This is a genomic window from Paenibacillus sp. 19GGS1-52 (assembly GCF_022369515.1).
In the GTDB taxonomy this organism is placed as follows: Bacteria; Bacillota; Bacilli; order Paenibacillales; family Paenibacillaceae; genus Paenibacillus_AQ.
The window spans coordinates 6,579,367-6,597,454 of the sequence record NZ_CP059724.1; the positions used below are offsets into that span (position 1 = coordinate 6,579,367).

Sequence of the window (18,088 nt, forward strand, 5' to 3'; positions counted from 1 at the left end):
TTACAAATCATCCAGATTCAGCCGCAACAGCTTATCCTTCTTCCATAGTCCAATCATCACCGACACGATCATACTCGCCAGCAGCAGCTTGCCGATGCCGGTCTGCAAAGTTGTCGCCGCTTTGAATTCTGCCACCAGCTGGCTCTCCAGATACCCAAACAGGAAAGGGAAGATCAGGCTGATGCCAAAGACCACAAACGGCTCCATGCGCTTCTTTTCATTCTCCAGGTCGATCTCTTGCAACAGTTGCATATCGGAAGCCATATCCGTAATGCTCTCCCGGATGCCTTCTACTGAACGGGCATGAAACCCGTCCTTGTTCCCGGCCATCACCTTCTCACAGAAGTCATCGAACTTCTTGAACTGCACCGCCTGTTTCATTTGATCCAGCGCCGTGGGAACATCCAGACCGATTCGCAGCGACACGAACATCTGCTCAAACAAAGGGACCGTCACGCCACTCATCATGGACAGTGAGGTCTCCAGTGACTTTTGCAGCGACTTGCAGTCTCTGAACTTGGAAGACAGCAGCCGTAAATTGGCCGGCAGATTCATGAGCACTTCTTTTCTACGGTTGAACTTCACCGTCGAAATGATCATCTTGGGGATAATGATGCCCATGGCGACCCCCACACCCACAAACCAAATGTTAGCTGTCCAGTAGGCGACCCCAGCCCCCAAGCCGAAGGAGATCCCGAGAATTTGCACATAATTACGCCATTCCAAACGAATGCCTGCCGCTTTTGCTTCCGCCTGAGTTTTTTCAAATCCAAAAGCGATCCGTAGCCTTTTGGAACGACTGGTGGCTACCGGAAGAAACGAGAAAATGCCAAAGGAGATCAGCAAGCCTGCGATCAACAGCAGAATGGACATCATATCGCCCTCAACTCCTTTACCTCACACCAGCGCCGAAGGTCTTCCTGCGCCGGATCTTTCAAATAGATTTTTTCTAGCAGCGCCTCCGATTGGATCTTGCCGACCCGAACATGACGTTTCAGGCTGTAATCGTATTTGAAAATGGGGTTGAGTATCGGCTCTTCCGTTCCTCGGTAACCCACTAGCTCAGACAATTCCGTGACCACTCGGGCTCCATTACTGAGTTTCTTCTGAAACAGAATGAGGTCAATCGATCCGGAAATTTGACTGGCTGCGGCTGGGGTATTCCCGTTCAGTTGCAAGAACCGTGTGGCTGCTTCCTTGGCACTGTTGGCATGAATGGTTGTCCAGATCGAGTGCCCCGTGTTCATACCAATTAGGCTTTGCTGCGCCGCTGGTTCATCCCGAATTTCTCCGATGCACATGAAGGTTGGCTTCAGTCGCAAGCAGGCTTTGATCAGTTTGGCGATACCGTAGCTCTTCTTCTCATCCTCCACTTCTTTGACCAGAAGCGAAGGCAAATTCGGGTAATTCATATACTGCGTCTTGCTAGCCAGCATCATTTCCTCGGAGTCCTCAATAGAGATAATCCGGGTGATGGGCTCCACGCACATTGGCAGGCGGATCAGCTGCGTGGTTTTTCCGCTATTCGTACCGCCGCCAATCACGATATTGGCTCCCTTAGGAACGATGAAATGCAGAAAATCCGCAATCTCCTGCGAGATGTTCCCATACTGAATACACTGCTCATCCGTATACACATCCGGAGGGAATTTCCGGATACTAATGAGCGGTGCATTGGCGCTAATGCCTTGAAATTCTTTGGTGTCTGCGACTACACATATGCGAAATCCCCGGTAGTTGGCATCCACAATCGGATCAGTGCTGGAGATGGGTTTCCCGATGGGCATGAGCATCTTGTTGATCACTTCATAGAGATGGGCCACGCTCTGAAAACGGATGTCCGGACGATGGACATCGATGCCGTCCTGCTCCACGATCACTTCATCCGGACCATTGATTTCGATGGAACTGATCTTGGGATCATCCAGAATCTCCTGCAGCACACCGAGTTCTGTAATCTCCTTCTGTACCCATTCCACCGCCTCACTCAGCGGAAGGGTTAGGGCATATTCACTTTGCTCCCGGATTAAATCCGAAATATAATAACGGATTTTTTGACGTGAGGGTTCATGCGTCAGGGACTGCACGTATTCATCCAGGTGATCTCCCTGCAGCCGGAAACGCACGAAGTTCAGCAGACTCTCCAGCTTCTTGGCATCCCCTTCCGATAACTCGGTATTCAGAGGCTGGATGGAAATCTGTACATTCAGATACTCCAGGGGTTCAATGATGCCTACCGTTTCATTTTCGCGACTAAGGTATGGCCCTTTCCGTTCCGAGAGTTCTTTCGGCTCCAGCTCCTTCCAGTGCTTGAGTAGATCATTGAATTTAGTATAAATAGGCGCTTCGTCTATGTTCACGTTGGTATCGACAGTGAACAGAAACAGCCGTTCTCGCTCTACCGCGAACACTTCAATCAGGCGGCAGTAATGAGTATAGTTGCCGACGAAATCAATAGCATCCGCGCTGTAAAGTACTGCCGCATCTGAAGTCCGAAGGGCAAAGTGAGTGGTCGGCTGAATAAGTGTGCCTTGTGTCACCAGCAGAATAACATCGTAATCGGCTTCCAGCAGCTGGCGCAGCACCACCGGTGCGGAAATCAAGGTTTGGTTCGAGGACAACTTACGAATCACCGGTGACTCTGGTTGAGCCCGCGGATTCACCAATACATAGTCCACACCATTCCGCTGCACCATGTACTCATGCACAGGCTTCAGTGCTTGCCGGTCCAGATCCAGCAGGAATTGATCCATGGTTCGCTCTTTGTGGAGATCTGCAATTTGCTGATCAAAGGTATAGGCGATACGCGGCAAGCCGACACAAGGCAATTCAGCCACGACAATGCGCTGATCTTTGGGAAAGGTGCGAAGCAGTTTCATTACGCCCTGAATCGCATCCCCTCCTCCTAGATTCGCGAAGGCAATCACCTGTGCCTTGCGGGTCATGATCTGGCCTCCGTCTCGCCCCGGTGACAATTCCCCCGGTACACCCAGCCTTTACCTGTTTTTTCTAAGGTGGCGTAGGTGGCTCTGCCCCCCACGTGGCTGTTGGGCTCACCAATTTGAATGATCTTGTCTGTCCAGCAGGCCGGAGGCAGCACATTCAGAAAGTGATCAGCCATTTCCTCATCGACCACATCACCGATCTGAAGATAATCTTCCAGATCCCCTGTCCAGTTTGCATAGGTTTTCATTTGATGTTCACTCCTTCATTGTGCCTGATACGTATCTACGGTGTTCCATTTCCCATTGGTGTACACTTCCACAGTGACCTGGTTGTTGTAGTGCATGCCATCCCCCACAGTCATTCGCGACAACCAGATCCGTTCATTTCCGGTGTCCTTTTTAAGGTTATCCGTGTGTGATTGTTGCAGCGTGGGTAAGGCCTTCAGCTCAGCAAGGCTGTACTTTTTCCCCAACATTATTCCCTCCCCATCGTGTCCTTTAATGCTCTCCAAGCCGTAAGCAAAGTGCTCACTGCCTGATCTTGGCCGTGCCAATACAGGTTTTCTTTCAGGCTGCTGATTTGGGTGTCAAAGGCCTCCCATTCGCTTCCGTCGATCACGGGCTGTGACTCCTGTTTATATTCTTGCTGCGTGACCACTGATGAAGAAATAGCTTGCCGAAACGCCTCTTCCAGCGTTCCTTTCGGGAGACTGAGTTTGACCTCTCGCAGCACACCCACATCCCGCCAATCTAGTGATCGGCGTTTGCCTTCACGGTTAAAGGTGTAACCTTGCTCCTCCAATAAAACGACCCAGCGCCGCAGTGTGCTGACCGGCGTATTCAACATTTCTCCTGCTTCTTTAAATCCAATCTCCTGCACAACACTCTCCTCCTCCAACGCAAAGGCCGCCCCTTGGATTGCCGGGGCGGCCTCTTTTTGTGTTCTTGCATGATCTAAGATTACCTCATTATTTCAAGGGAAACGTATACTAAAAGTACGTAAAAAGTATGGTTTATTGGATTGATGATCATTAAGTACAAGACATTGGAATGACCGTTATTAAGCTCCCATGAAGGTATAAACCGAAAATCAGACGATTTTCCCAACTGAATTTAGCTGTGAAAAGCGTTTAAAGGTGGTATAAATAAACAAGTGGACAGTGTTCGAATTATGAATCCCACACAACCTCGGGGCATCGATCCTATAACCGGACGAACTTTACCTAATTCTTATGTGTTGTTGGTTGAAAAATGTGTTTATTCGGCACTGGATAGCCCACAAAAAAAGAAACCTTGAAAGGTTCGAAGCCAGTCAAGGTTTAATGTGTTAGTTACCTTGGACAAAAATTCAGAAACTGGAGTTCCAAATTCATTTGAGTTTTTATCTTTTATTTTATTTACGAGTTGAATAACGATACTCTGAATTCTAGTTTCAGAGTTTGAAATGGATTAATTCGGCACAGTAACCACCAAATTCCCAATTTGGATCAGAAAAATCATTGCAACATTTGTACGAAATCTGAAAAGCTTTGAGCTATGTAACTAGTTGTAACAGTATTACCCCTTTCTTTTTCCGCAAATACGACAATGGGAACATCTCCACCACTATAATCAAAACAAAACATATTTCCTTTCTCATCAATAGCGAAAGGAAAATGGTTCTGTGGTAAGGTATATCTTACTGAGTTGTATATATCTAAAATATCAAGTTCGTCAAAAGCTAAAAATGTCAATAGAAATCCGAAAATTATTATATTACCATTTACAACTATGGTCTTTGAAGATGGCTCTCCACCCTGAAACTTTATAGCTATATTAAGATAATCAATTGGAAAATGTATACAAAGTTTATTTTCAACCACTCTTATTGTCTCTATTTCAGCAAAGCTATATTCTGTTTTCCATTCTATATTTCCAAGCATCTTCTCACCCTCTAATACTAAGTATTGGTTGTGGATGATAATCATAGGATTACCACCCACTTTAAAACTACTTATTCCAATTTATTGTATCTTGTGACCAATAAGTGATCCAATTAGGATCATCAACTTGGCTTGATTGAATAATTTCACCAGAATCGTTCCTTCTAGATACATATCCTCCCTCTTTATGATAATTCCCTGTGACCGGAGCATTATTTTGTCCTTTTCTTTGGTCTACCCAATCAACAGTTCCTGCAGGTTCGTTTATTGCCTCACCAATCCGCTTGTCATTCCATCCGCGTTCAGTCATTTGGTCAGCAATACTATTACCACCTTTTTTAACAGGCTCTAAACTATAAGAAAAAGGTAGACCATCATAACTATTGATTTTTCCCGTGCCCCCAACCGCACAATTATGCACCCAAACCCCAAGGTCCGATACAAAGTAGGAGTTGAAATCTTTGACTTCAAAATTGTACACCGTCGTTTGCCGCGGCGCTTTCTCGATCTCGGTAATGGCCAGTTTGGAACCTTCACTGGAAACTAGCAAATCTCCAACCTTCAGCTCTTTTACCAGTGTCCATCCCTGACCGTTCAGCCAGAACGGATGCTCTCCCGTTACCTCGATAATCTCTTCCCCGATGTGGATCGTATAGATCTGGTCGGCCTGTTTCTGGAACAGTCCCACGACTTCTTTATAGGCTACTTCTCCGGTTTCATCATCTTTGGAGAGGACCCTGTCTCCGATCTCAATCTCCTTGATCGGTTTTTCACCTTGATCCGTAAGCACTTCCGTTCCTTCAACGAAGCAATTGCATACGCTACTGACGGCCTTCTTCACCGAAGACACCGCGTCGGATACATCATCCACTTTATTTAACGATCGAAGCGGAGCGCTCCCACTAGGAACGAAAGGAATCGCCGCTGCGGCTACATCCAGACCTATATAACCTGCATTTGCCCAACTCGGGTCTTGTACAAACTCATAAGCGTCATAAGCAAGGGATGCCACGTCAAAGATTACATCAAAAATATGTCCGCTTGGATCCACGTAAATCAGTGGGTTGTTCACCACATAGATATACGGGTTCTGGCTATCCGGATGGTTAATCCGTCCTTCCCACGTATCCTCGGTGATGAATCGTCCAATACTTGGATCGTACCACCGCGCTCGCAGGTTCTGCAAGCCCGTATTGGTATCCCAGTATTCGCCGGCGTACCTGAAGGGATTACTATACTGGTCTGCCTCTTCGGTGACCTTAGGATTTCCCCAAAGGTCATAGTCGTAAGTGTTCAAAAGCGTCTGATCCTGCTTGTACAAGTTCACTACGTCACCGTGACCGTTCTCCAGATAATACCCTACCGTACCCCATTGGTTCTTCATGCTGATCAGCTGATAGCCGCGCACATATCTGGCTTTAAAGCTAATGGTGCTGCCAGAAACACTGCCTTCGGCGATCATATTCTCGCCGTCATAATAGAATCGGGTAGTGCTGCCGTTATTCTTCTCCCGCATCAAGCCATCGCCGTCGTATTTATAGGTGGTGACGACTCCGTTGCGAGTGACCGATTTCAACTGGTTGGCCTGATCATAGGTATAATCCATCGTGTCCGTGTGCAGGCTCGAAGCCGTCGACAATTGCACCGTCCGATTGCCCTTCACATCATAGCTATACTGTTCATTGGCTTCGCTGCTGGCGATGATCCGGTCCAACTCGTCGTAGCCAAAAGTTTCGGTTTGGCCGTTGGAGGTCCGCTCTGTAATATTCCCGTTATTATCATAGGTATAGCTGTATTGGTTCAGGATCGTGCTGCCTTTCAGATGTTTCATACCCGTCAGACGACCAAACCCGTCTTCATAGGCATACTGGGTAATTAGGCCATTGCCATAGGTGATGGTATCCAGCACGCTGCCGGTATACGTATATTGGGCTTGCGTTGCTTCAGCGCCGGTGCTGCTTTCTTTCAAAGACACCTTCGTCATGCGGTCATCATTGTCATACTGGTATAGCGTGATCGCTCCAAAAGGGTCAGTCATGCTCTTACGCGTGCCAGATTCGTTATATTCGTAGAGTACCGTTTTGCTGTCCGGATACGTCACTTTCCGCAGCGTGGAATCCCGGTTGTACTGGTACTGTGTCGTGCCCGTCTCATCCGTCATCGACTTGCGTAACCCATTCTTGTAATAGGTGAAGCTAGCCGTCACCGCACTGCCTGCAGAGCCATAGTTCCAAGCGGCTAATTGGTTCCGCTCGTCATACGTATGCAGCGCTGGATTGCCCAGCCGATCGGTACCGTCCGTCAGGTTTCCATTGTCGTCATAACCATAGGTTTCGGTACCCTCGGTAGTGTCGGTTTTGGAGATACGCTGACCCAGCTCATCATAAGCATACGACGTTTGAATCTGTCCGCCGATAGATTTGCTCGTAGTCTGCCGCAATTTGTTGTAGCCGTAAGAAGAAATTTGCTCCTGTCCGTTAATGGTCTGTTTCAGGTCACCCAGCAGGCCTAGACCATTGCCTTGATAGGTCTCCTGATTGCCATTCCCATCTGCAGACGACACCCGGAACGGATCCTGTCCGACCTCATAGGCCGTAGACCGCTGTAAAATGTCACTCTTCGTAGGGTCGCTGTTCAGTTGTTTAGTGCTGGTCATGCGGCCTAATTCATCGCTGGCCGATTCGGTCGTGGCACTGCTAGTCAGTGTGATTGGTGATGTAGTCGTAACCGTTCGCAACATATCATTGAAGGAAGCACCCATCTCAATATTCATGGGCGAGATGCCAGATTTGACGCGCCCGACGTTGTCATAGTCGTAGGTGGTCGCACGATCCAGTGCATCCTTCACAGTAATCACTTCACCTAACCCATTATACAGGTACGACTGCTTCGTCACCGGTGTATGGGTAGCCGTTGTGCTGTCCATCACCGTATTGGCGGCGGGGGCTTTCACCTCACGGATGCGGCCGAGGCCGTCGTAGATACTAAGAGTTTTATTGCCCTCTTCGTCTATCCCCTGGGTGGTATAGGTCTGGTCTGTCGTGTTATAGGTATAAGAAAAGGTCCGTTCCGGCTTGGCCGATTCGCCGGTGATCATCGACGATCTTATGGCAGTCACGCGTCCGACCAGATCGTATTCCGTCTCATATTTACGGCTGGCGACGGCAGTGGTGCCCGCCTTAACCGCGTTGGGATCCAGATAACTCTTCTCCCAGCCTGTACCCGGCGTGTATTCGTATTTCTCTTCAACGGTGCGGGTCGTCCCGTTCTTGGTGACCTCTTGCTTCACACTGACCGGGAACAGACTGTTGCTGTCATAGGTATATGTGGTCAACTGATTTTTGCTATCCTCCAGCAGTAGCTTGGTCGTCAAGACATTTCCGTACGTATCATAGGTATACTCGGTGGTGTCCGTCTGCTCTGTTGTATCCGTGGCTGAATTCTTATATTTCTGCTCGGACTTGGTAACTTCCGGCTTCGCCATGGAGACTGTCTGGATGAACTTTTGGGTTACCGGACTGCCCGTTGTCAACCCATAGGTCGTTTCCTCACTTACCGGAAGGCTGTGGAACGTGCCGTGATACGTATACGTGGACCGATAATTTTTGGGGTCGGTATATGTCAGCACATTGCCATAAGCATCATACGTATACAAATTCTCGGTGTAAGTGGATTCCTCGCTGCCATCGATGCTGTAATAACTCTGGCGAATGGCCGTGGCCAATTCACGCAGCGCGTCATAGGTGTAGCTGGTGGATTCTTTGTACTCCCCCTCTTGTTCTGCCGAAGAAGATGTTAGTAACTGCTTATTATTATAAGTCTTGCTCTCTATCAGCCGGTTCTGCGAAGGGGTTGCCGTGTCGGGATCGGTAAAGGTTCGCATGCTGTTGGTAACCGTGAAGCCGGTTGACAGACTATCCGGATTACTCTCCCCGGTCACGCCGTAGCCGGAGAAGTTTTTACCCGTTTCATACGTGTATTTCGTATATTGCGTCTTTTGCGCGGTTCCTGTTGGACCCTTGAGACTGTCATAACGCTCGGCTATTCGGTAAAATTCCAGATATCCATTCACGCCTAGGAACTTCTTCTGCGCGGCGGTCTCATAGACATAATTGCTGGATGCGCCGGTCGGATAGGTAACTTTGCTCAGCAGTTGATAGGTTAGTGAACCGTTCGGCTTGGTCGTATCTGCGGTTTCATAATCAAATGCTGCAGTCTTGGACGTGTAGCCGTACGAAGTGGTCCGCTTCTGGTTATTGGCACTGTTGGTGCTGTCGATATAGCTAAAAGAATCCACTGAAGCCAACTGCATTTCATTTGTTTGGCCAGCAATGGCTGTTTTGTTGTACACCAGCTTGCCGGTCTTAGTACCGTCGATCGGGTACATCACAGTCACCGTGTTGACATCTGGATACGAGAAGCTAATTACCCGGTTGGCGCTGCTTGTAATCGATTGGATGACTGGGATACTCGTCCCGCCAAATATGGGCTGGGAGATATAGGCTACCGTGACCTCGTTGTTATACGCGTCCCGAGTTCCGATCCACTTGCCAGTACTGTCAAAGTAAGTGATGGTATTTCGCGTATCCGTCAGTTGATACGCTGCACTTAATCCACCGATGGTACTCGTGGTGGTGGCAAAGGCTACATCCTGCAGCGGATAATCCTCAAGGGTGCGGGCCGTCCCGGTTCCGGTAATCCGGTACACGCTGCCGTCCGTAAAATGCAGGAATAATTGCCCCCCATCTCGCGTCTCCACAGAAGGGAAAGCGAACGACCAGCCTGCTCCAAGGTTGTACCGTTTCTCATTATGTGTGTTCTTGTCCGAAGTTGAATCATTTGTATATAAATAGGGACTTCCGGTATTCGTCGTGACGGCCTTCGGATTGGTGAGATTACTGTCCCGCGAGTTATAAATCCGGGTTAGGGATACATCGAGGCCGTTACGGCCTGGAAACACCAGATCGGTCGCCGTTAGGGTCAATGCACCCGTCAGATTAGAGATTTCTTCACCGCCGGAAATCCCATTATTAGGCGTGTTGGCAGAAATGTTATACAGAGACTTCATCGTGTCCAGATTGGATAGGGTTACGGAATTGTTAGCGGTATCTGCATAGACCTTGACTGGCTCCGGGGCAATGACCGGAAACAGCAAGACTGCGGACAATAGAACGACTAACCCTCGCTTGAGCCGTGAATAGGTAAGAGATCGTATTTTCAAAAGTTTTCCCTCGCTTTATGGGTTAGTGGGTGTTTGCAAACGGTGAATAGCTGATCAAGGCTGCGTAACTTTAAGCTTGGCATTATCAATAAACACATTGCCTTGACCGCCTACCCCTGTTCCCTTCAGTCCGATCATGTACTTGATATAGACGGCACCGGCGGGCGCAACGCCATGTAATTCGAGGGGATTGTAATTGCCGGAAGCCGTACCGGTCTGCTCGATCCACCCTAGCGAATTCCCGCTTCCGTCAAAGAACTGTACCGCTAACACGCCTACTGCGCTGGAAAGATTCTCTGCCTTATAGTTCGCGCTAAGCGCATACGTTTCTCCTGCCCCAATGCCTTTCGTTTGGTGGACGAAAGAATAGGCACCTGTGGGCAAAAGACTCGCTGAAAGCTTGATCGCTGAAGCACCTTCATAGGCATCGGATACAGGCAGGAACACCACTGTCGACCCTGGAGCTGTATACGTTCCCCATTCAATGAGTTGTCCGCTCTTCGTGCGTTCAAATCCCGGGTTCCAGAGTAAATTATCATCCGTGTATTCGAGAGTAATGGCATCTGCGAACACGGTTCCCGACGCGTTGGCATTTAGGGCTTTAACCTTGACGTACACCTTGGCATAGACGGTGCCCGCCGGAATCCAGCCTTTCTTTTGCAAAGTCTCATAGGAGGTCTTCACGCCTGTGGATTCTTGTTCATAGCTGCCTAATACCGTCAGATCTCCCGAAAGAAATTCGACAGACAGCACGGCGGAAGCCTGAGACAGCGCCTGCTTGTACACTTTGCCGCTTAAGCGGAAGGGTTGGTTGCCCGTTACCCCCACCGTTTGATACACAAAATCACTTTGAGACTGCGGAAGCTGGCTGACCTCTAGTTTGAGGGCTTTGTTCCCTCTGCTGACTGGCAGATCTACCGGCTCGAAACTCGCCGTGCTGCCTGGAACCGTGTACATATTCCACCCATAATGAGGATCCGTTATTCCCGGCGCTGTTCCCGGTGTATGCTCCGTAACCTCAAAGCTTCCATTGATGACTAAGTTTGTTCCATTGGTATCGGGTTGTTCATCCAGCTGCCTATGGGTCAGATTGCCAGCAGAATCATACGTGAAAGCTATTCCGTCTCCATTCTGCAGCAAAATATAATTCAGTCGGGAAGCCGCGTCATACGAATATTGGGTGAATTCACGCTCAATCGTATCGAGAATCACACTGTGCTCAATATCGTATAAGGTCTCGTCCGCTCCCGATTGTGTGCTGGTCGCCAGTTCGATGGTGTTGTAATTGTCTCCTCTTTTCATCGTGGCGTAAGAACTGCCAAGATGTGGCGTTACCTGCTTCGGAAGCGATAAGCTTTGCGCCGCCCGGCTCCACTTAAAGGTAATAAAGTCGCCGGCCACACCTGACAATCCGGCAAAATACAAATTCCCCTGCGCATCATAGCTGCCCGAACCATACAAGGCCTGTTTGCCTTCGGCTAGTGCGCTGTAAAACATATCAATTTTCTTGCTGGTGGTCTGCATGGTGTAGGCTAATAGACTTTTTTGATTTGCCGTGTTGCGCAAGGCGCCAAAGACCACAGAACGACTGCCATCATAAACGCTGAGAAACCAATCACGATCCGTGGTTGTGTATTGATTCTCATCTACCGCTTGTTCCCCTGCCCATGTCCAGTTTCCTGCACTAAATGTCGCCTGCTTGTAACGAATACCTAACCCTGTGCCAGCATCTCCAGCATTCCAGGCCACGTACAGATTTGGGGCTCCATCCTTCACCGCTTTGCCGTGATCGATGGCCGAAGGCGTATGTTGAAAATCAATGGACGGCCAAGTGGGAACGCCTTTGGTTCCACTGTCTAACAGGACTGCAGCTGCCAAGGTTCCCACCGCACCGGATGCTGAAATATCGATGCGGTTATAGACCGCTCCGTTGGTTGAAGCGGTTGTACTATGTTTGGAGCTCACAATGTGAACGGTCCAGCCTCCACCCGTGAGTGCCCGGTGGGCCACCAGATCTGGAACGTTCATGGTGACATCCGTAGATATCACAACGGGAGTACTCAGTGTCCAACGGTGCGCGGTAGTGTTATAGGTTCCACGGACATATTTGATCCCACCGCTTACGGATGTATAGGCTAAATGAAGATAGTTGTCCTGATCGATATACATTGAACCATTGGCAGCTCCGAGCGCATGGGTGCCTGAATGAAACCACGTATTTTCCTCTGGCTTCATGCCGTCTAGGCGGAAATCCCCACCATCACGGACAAGCATCCACTGATAACCGTCGGATGTATAATCGATTTTCTTTTGATTAAATGATGTTAAGGAATCGGCGCTTGAAGTAACTCCATTCCAGGTTTGATTCGGCATGGTATAGTGAAGCGTCAACGACGGATGCTGTGTTGCAGCACTGGTATTTGCTGACACATATTTCTTCACATTCGGTGCTGTTATATTATCCGCCTGCAGTTCAATACCGTAGTTAGGGTACAGTCCATTAACCCACTCCGATACCAACTCTTTGAGATAAAAGACTTGAGCACCTTCACCTACAACAGCAACGGTACTGTAAGCCAATCCGTCTATATTCGCGGCATAGACAGGCTGGTTATTCCAGTTCACTGTATTCTCCTCCCATGTTCCCGTAACTCGTTGGGCTTTAACTTCCGTGGATGCATTATACTGATACTCCGCTGTCTGATTCAGCGTAAGATAAGCATCCAGCACCGTGTACTCCCCAGCAGGGATCTGACTCAGATCGAACTGCAGCAGGGTACGGAAATGATTGCCGTTGACATCCTTGCCCGTATACAGACGTGGGTCTGTTCCGTAGTTTCGATCCGGTTCATGAGCATTTAGCGTCGTATCCTTCGTTTCATTGTTGGCAGACTTCAGAACGACGGTTGGATCTAATGTTACCGGATAGACCAGCCCACTTAAGTCCGGCAGCAGATCCAGATAGGTCTTGCCTTCGACATTCCGCAGCGTTTGGGGAACATCGCGGTACGTTCCGACCGCGTCGATCAACCATGCCGGTTCGATCTGTAATTCTCCCAACTGCAATTCCTTGCTGAGTCCACTAGATACCTCATAACTGAAGGAGGACGGTGCGGCTTTGGAAGCCAGGAGGATGGATTCCTTCATCCCATTAGCCATTAACTGCAGGGTCACATCAGTTGCCGTCCAAGCCGATGGATAACGAATCAGCGAATTCCCATATACATCCTGCTGAACTACCGCTCGGCTTGAACTGGCGCCTACAGGAACGAAGGATAGACGGTCGCTGCCTTTTCCAATTTCATAGCCTTTACTGAACTGCTTGCTGATCCGCACATCGAAGGGGACTTGAAGGGCACGGAAGGCATCTTTGTTTAGCTTGGATAATTCCGGACTCAAGCGTAGCTTGCCCTTGCTGTCGGTCGTCTCTGGAACAGGTACTTCAGGCAATGCATCACGGGATAAGGGAACATCCAGTTGGTTCGCAATTTCTGCTTCGTCTGTCAATAATAGAGAGATGTCCTGCCAGTCTCCTGTCTTATCCTGATAATGTAGTGCTTCGGTACTAATGATGGTCTCATAGGAGTCATCTTGGAGTTGATAGGTTTTCGTATTGGAAGTTCGTTCGTCTGGTAATTCTAGCGAGGGTGAAGGTTTCGCTGGAAGGGGTTGTTTAACATACACAGCTTGAGTGACAGTAGAGTCTGAGCGATACATTAAAGATTGTGAAGTGTCGGTTGATGCGTTCAATGAACTGGGATCGACATTATCCGTCTTCGTCTCTAGCATCGGCGATGCGTACTCCTCCGTCGGATGAAGGAAATCCACCTTCGCGCTAAGAAGTGTGTCTACTGTCGAAGTGGAATTTGCAGAAATACGATTAGAGCCTTCTTTACCTGCTGCAAACATAGAACCGGATAGAACTTGAAGGGTTAAAAAAAGCGCCAGTGCAATAGAAATCGACTTCTTATGCTGCATGTTACGTATTCCTCCCAAATTTAGTAGTGTCTTTTTCATATCGGTAAACAAATAGAGGTTTACGCTTCTGTCAATAAACACAAAGTATCAATTTTAAAACAATTCTTGAATAATTCGACAAAGTCTCTTATATAATGACAATAACCCACATTTTTCTTGTGAGAATTTCATGTAAAACCACCAAAGAACAAGTCCTCCAATTTTTAGCTTAGCATGCGGAATAAACTGAAGAATCGCAGAGTTCAGGACACCTCACCACCTGTTTAAACAATCTGTCTGGGTTCTCTCAAGCGATTGTATCCTACTACCCTCAAACTGAAATCCAGAAGACTCCTTTTCTGATCAAAAATAGACTGTATTTTCTAGTTCCCATTCTAGTTCCCAGTTGAAGTGGCAATTTATCATCAAGAAAAAAGCCCATAACCACGCGGGTTTTCGACTTTAAAAAGTGGGAACCAGAAACGGGAACTAGAAATCTATTGATCTGACCTTATTCATATTCATTTAATAAAAATCGTTGAATTTGCTCCTCATCCCAAGCCAGCGTATATCCCCCTTTGGTGCTTGTCGGGGAAGTAAAAAATCAAGTTTCACCAGTTGACTCATCAACTGCAGCACCTTCTCTTTACGTATACCAAGTTCTTGCTGCAACTCAGCAGATCTAGCAGAGCCCGTTTGGCAAATCATCCGCTGCATTCGAAACAGCAGTTCATCATCACTCTCCCGGACATCGGCCATCCAAGGCTTCAAACCTGTTTCCGGATCATACTCAGGTGCGACCTTTCCTTCATTGCTTAGTTGTTCAACATAGGTTGCTGCCGTCACATAGTCAATGTTCAGAGCATGCTGCAGCAGCCTACCGGATACACCGTTATGCTCCCGCGCCAAGCGAATCACCTGATCGTACACACTCTCGTTTATAGGTGGCTCTTCTTCCTCCAGATCCGTCCACTCTCCCAAGGGGATCACACTTCCCGGTGTCGGTCCGTCAGATTCAGCTTCCACCTCCAATGGCTCTTTGTCTTCCTCATCGGATATTACACTAAGCAAAGAAGAATCCCCCTCTGCTTCTGCTTCCGGATCTGTTTTTTGCAGCCGCACTTCATTTCGCCAATAGCGCTTTAATGCCTCAATATAATGAGTCGTCTCATCATCATCCGCGCTGATCGCTGCTGATTGGAATCTTTTCTGCCCACCTCCATTCAGCATGCAAATGCCATCTCCTGCACCGAGCAGATGCGGCCCTCCTGTATCCATGACGGTCTTGAAATCGTAAACACTCAGCAAATGAAAGGCTACTCGGGACGGTAGATTGGACTTAATGACACCCGTCACGACATCCACGCTGGGACGCTGGGTACCCAAGATCAGATGAAGCCCCGCAGCTCGTCCCATTTGGGTCAGCCTCTGCACGGTTTCTTCCACATCATTCCGGGCAATGACCATCAGGTCCGCATATTCATCAATCACGGTGACGATGTAGGGTATCTGATCCTGGGGATGATTCCGGTTATACTGCAGCAAGTTCCGTACACCGGCTTCAGCAAAGCACTTATACCGCTTTTCCATTTCCACCACAAGTTTTTTGAGTGTCAGTGCCGCCCGCTTCGGATCAGTGACCGGCGGGGAAATCAAGTGCGGTAAGCCGGTATACATCGTAAACTCGACCATCTTGGGATCGATGAGCAGAAACTGTACTTGCTGCGGAGAACGCGCAGTCGCCAGCGAAGTGAGTAACCCATTGATAAACACGGATTTCCCCGAGCCGGTAGCCCCGGCCACCAGAAGATGCGGCAATTTCGCTAAGTCGACCAGCATCGGATTCCCTTCCATGTCTTTCCCAAAGACCAAGGGCAGCTGTGCCTTTTCTGCAAATTGCAGCAGATCCCTGGACATGTCACTCATATAGACAAACGCTCTTTCCTTATGCGGGATCACAAAGGCCGCTGCACTGGGAAACGTCGAAGAGGCGACGGCAAAACTGCGGTCATGTCCGATATGGTTCGCCAAATCATCCCTCTTCTTGACCAGATCACTGAGCTGCAGACGGGCAGGCAGACGGAACGAAATGGTTTGCAAGGTTGGCCCCGCATCGATGGACAAGATTTCTGGGGGTTCATCCATTTTGAGTCCCGCCAGCTGTACGGTATTGAAGATAAGTTCTGAAGCCTGCTCTGCTGCTAAAAGTGAAGAGGAATGGGGTCGGGGATTCGGCGGGAATAGAGCGTAGGGCCCTCGTTGGGCGCTATGCTTCTCTTCCCGCAAAGTCAGCTTGTGGTCCCATTCGCCATGTTGAGGTGCGGTGGGTATGGACTCCACACCTCCGGCACTCGGCAGTGTAGTTAGCGAAATGTCCGCTGAGTATTTCTCCGGTCTCCATTCCCGGTTTCGAATCATTTGCTGCAGCTGTGCAAGTCTCGGCCACAAGCGATCTCTGTGCTTCCAAGCTATGACCGCGACATGGGGCAGGCCTACAATACATACCCACAAGGTGATCGCATACCGAAGCACCGTATGTGCCAAATGGCTGAGTTCCGGGGCAGGCTCCAGGAACAATACGATCACACTGCCCAGCGCAGCAATGGCGCTCAGACGATTCACGAACTGTCCAAAAGTTTCTTTTCTCGGTGGATCTGGAGTGCTCACAGTGGTCTCAACTTCCTTTCATCATAGTTTGGAGTAAGTCTCTCAGTTGCTGATTAAACCGTGCCGCATTTTCTTTCACCAAGGGCCACCACGCATCCGACTCGTCAAACACAAAATGGTACGCTTCATTCAGATTACGCAGCAGCATAATGATCAAAAATACGCCTAGCGCTTTGACGAACCAGGTCGGTAAACCATTGCTGCCTTTCTTGTAAAATACCCACAGTAATATCGCAATAATGACTACCGTTAAATTCATTTCAACCGCTCCCCGCTACTAACAATTTGAAGTACTTGGATACCCCGATCCACCATCCGTTATCGGCGGCATAGTAACCACGCGGATTATCTTTGGCCGACAGCCACTGAATCGGATCTCTTCCGGCAGGAAGATCCTGTGACAGCTTAGTAATCGTATTCGCAGCAATCTGCGCCGATTCTCCGGTCGAGAGTTGCGCCCCTTTACCTTTGCACCAACATCCATAAACATTCCACGGATTTCGGATAATCTCGGAGGCATGGTTATTGTTTCTCGGCACAAAAGATTGCTCTTGTCCGGTAATGGCAATCAGCAGATAGGGAGATACATTTTTAGTTCGCCCCGCGTCATCGATCATCTGCAGCAGACTGCGATCAGCCAGCGCTGATTTTCGCTTCTCCAGAAACTGCAGCATGCTATCCATATTTAAAGACTGATATCCCAGCTCACTCGGCAAGCTTGGCATTTCCGAACCTGGAGGAAATACATACTCCAATGGATCAACGGGTACCCCGTTCAGCTCCACTTGAAAGTGTAAATGCGGTCCCGTAGAGCGTCCGACGATGCCTTGTCCGATTTTGCCAATGAACTGACCTTTGCTCACCTTGTCACCCACGGACACGTTCATCTGAGCAGATAGATGCCCATATGTGGTCACCAGCCCGTTGCCGTGATCGATCATAATCGCCTGACCATACCCGCTGGCTACTCCAGCCAACGTCACCGTACCTGCTGCCATAGCATAGACGGGCTGCAACTCAGTGTTCGCGGCTCCATTCGCAATATCAATGCCCTTGTGCATTCGGGTTGTCCCAAACAGATCACGCAGCGCAAACGAGGAAGATACCTGACTAAGAGTCGGCACGGGCCACATATATGCAGAACCATCTTCATCCAACTGCACGGGAGCCATCCAGCCATATTCGCCTGCTGTTTGTGGTTTATAGCTATCGGCATCCGAGAAAATCATAACTGGCAAAAATACAAATAACACAATCAGCGCCGCGAGTCCAAGGAAGATCAGCACCAAGCCGATTCCCGGAGAACTTAGCGCTGAAATCAGCCCGATGATTTTCTTGATGTCTTTGGCCTTTTTAACGACTTCCATCTGCATTCC

Annotated in this window: 11 protein-coding genes and 1 pseudogene; 1 reads left to right on the forward strand and 11 read right to left on the reverse strand. The window is 48.8% G+C overall.

Translation table 11 applies throughout. From position 1 onward, the window contains the following. From H1230_RS30190 to H1230_RS30225, 8 genes are all read right to left on the reverse strand, one after another. Nucleotides 1–876 (reverse strand): type II secretion system F family protein, encoded by an 876-nt coding sequence (locus H1230_RS30190; protein WP_239713443.1) that lies wholly within the window; start codon nt 874–876, stop codon nt 1–3. Continuing rightward, nucleotides 873–2,945, reverse strand: coding sequence for a TadA family conjugal transfer-associated ATPase (locus H1230_RS30195; protein WP_239713444.1), 2,073 nt, complete (start codon nt 2,943–2,945; stop codon nt 873–875). Before H1230_RS30195 ends, H1230_RS30190 begins: the two co-directional genes overlap by 4 nt. Beyond that, entirely contained in the window at nt 2,942–3,193 is a 252-nt protein-coding gene (locus H1230_RS30200; RefSeq protein WP_239713445.1) for a hypothetical protein, read from the reverse strand. Before H1230_RS30200 ends, H1230_RS30195 begins: the two co-directional genes overlap by 4 nt. Nucleotides 3,194–3,208: 15 nt before the next feature. Continuing rightward, complete coding sequence (locus H1230_RS30205) at nt 3,209–3,421, reverse strand: hypothetical protein (protein ID WP_239713446.1); 213 nt, start codon at nt 3,419–3,421, stop codon at nt 3,209–3,211. Continuing rightward, nucleotides 3,421–3,825: a hypothetical protein gene (locus H1230_RS30210; protein WP_239713447.1), complete on the reverse strand. Its 405-nt coding sequence runs from the start codon at nt 3,823–3,825 to the stop codon at nt 3,421–3,423. Before H1230_RS30210 ends, H1230_RS30205 begins: the two co-directional genes overlap by 1 nt. 616 nt (nt 3,826–4,441) lie before the next feature. Continuing rightward, nucleotides 4,442–4,912, reverse strand: a complete 471-nt coding sequence (locus H1230_RS30215) for an SMI1/KNR4 family protein (protein ID WP_239713448.1) — start codon at nt 4,910–4,912, stop codon at nt 4,442–4,444. A gap of 22 nt (nt 4,913–4,934) precedes the next feature. Further along, on the reverse strand, nt 4,935–10,088 hold the full coding sequence (locus tag H1230_RS30220; protein ID WP_239713449.1) for a polymorphic toxin-type HINT domain-containing protein: 5,154 nt from the start codon (nt 10,086–10,088) through the stop codon (nt 4,935–4,937). 54 nt (nt 10,089–10,142) lie between these two features. Continuing rightward, entirely contained in the window at nt 10,143–14,066 is a 3,924-nt protein-coding gene (locus H1230_RS30225; RefSeq protein WP_239713450.1) for a DNRLRE domain-containing protein, read from the reverse strand. 207 nt (nt 14,067–14,273) lie between these two features. Between H1230_RS30225 and H1230_RS31810 the strand changes: the two are divergent. Next, nucleotides 14,274–14,395 (forward strand): annotated as a pseudogene (locus tag H1230_RS31810) (IS256 family transposase); the annotation flags it as partial. Nucleotides 14,396–14,570: 175 nt separating this feature from the next. Here the strand turns inward: H1230_RS31810 and H1230_RS30230 are convergent. Genes H1230_RS30230 through H1230_RS30240 form a run of 3 tightly spaced genes read right to left on the reverse strand, consistent with a single transcriptional unit; the run spans nt 14,571 to nt 18,079 of the window. Next, entirely contained in the window at nt 14,571–16,712 is a 2,142-nt protein-coding gene (locus tag H1230_RS30230; protein ID WP_239713451.1) for an FtsK/SpoIIIE domain-containing protein, read from the reverse strand. Nucleotides 16,713–16,719: 7 nt separating this feature from the next. Continuing rightward, on the reverse strand, nt 16,720–16,971 hold the full coding sequence (locus tag H1230_RS30235; protein ID WP_239713452.1) for a hypothetical protein: 252 nt from the start codon (nt 16,969–16,971) through the stop codon (nt 16,720–16,722). 1 nt (nt 16,972) lies between these two features. After that, nucleotides 16,973–18,079: a M23 family metallopeptidase gene (locus H1230_RS30240; protein ID WP_239713453.1), complete on the reverse strand. Its 1,107-nt coding sequence runs from the start codon at nt 18,077–18,079 to the stop codon at nt 16,973–16,975. Nucleotides 18,080–18,088 lie beyond the last annotated feature (9 nt).

Bases quoted from the DNA above. Each gene is read 5' to 3' on its own strand.
- H1230_RS30195 (WP_239713444.1), bottom strand. From the start codon at position 2,945: ATGACCCGCAAGGCACAGGTGATTGCCTTCGCGAATCTAGGAGGAGGG.
- H1230_RS30200 (WP_239713445.1), bottom strand. From the start codon at position 3,193: ATGAAAACCTATGCAAACTGGACAGGGGATCTGGAAGATTATCTTCAG.
- H1230_RS30205 (WP_239713446.1), bottom strand. From the start codon at position 3,421: ATGTTGGGGAAAAAGTACAGCCTTGCTGAGCTGAAGGCCTTACCCACG.
- H1230_RS30225 (WP_239713450.1), bottom strand. From the start codon at position 14,066: ATGCAGCATAAGAAGTCGATTTCTATTGCACTGGCGCTTTTTTTAACC.
- H1230_RS30190 (WP_239713443.1), bottom strand. From the start codon at position 876: ATGATGTCCATTCTGCTGTTGATCGCAGGCTTGCTGATCTCCTTTGGC.
- H1230_RS30235 (WP_239713452.1), bottom strand. From the start codon at position 16,971: ATGAATTTAACGGTAGTCATTATTGCGATATTACTGTGGGTATTTTAC.
- H1230_RS30240 (WP_239713453.1), bottom strand. From the start codon at position 18,079: ATGGAAGTCGTTAAAAAGGCCAAAGACATCAAGAAAATCATCGGGCTG.
- H1230_RS30215 (WP_239713448.1), bottom strand. From the start codon at position 4,912: ATGATTATCATCCACAACCAATACTTAGTATTAGAGGGTGAGAAGATG.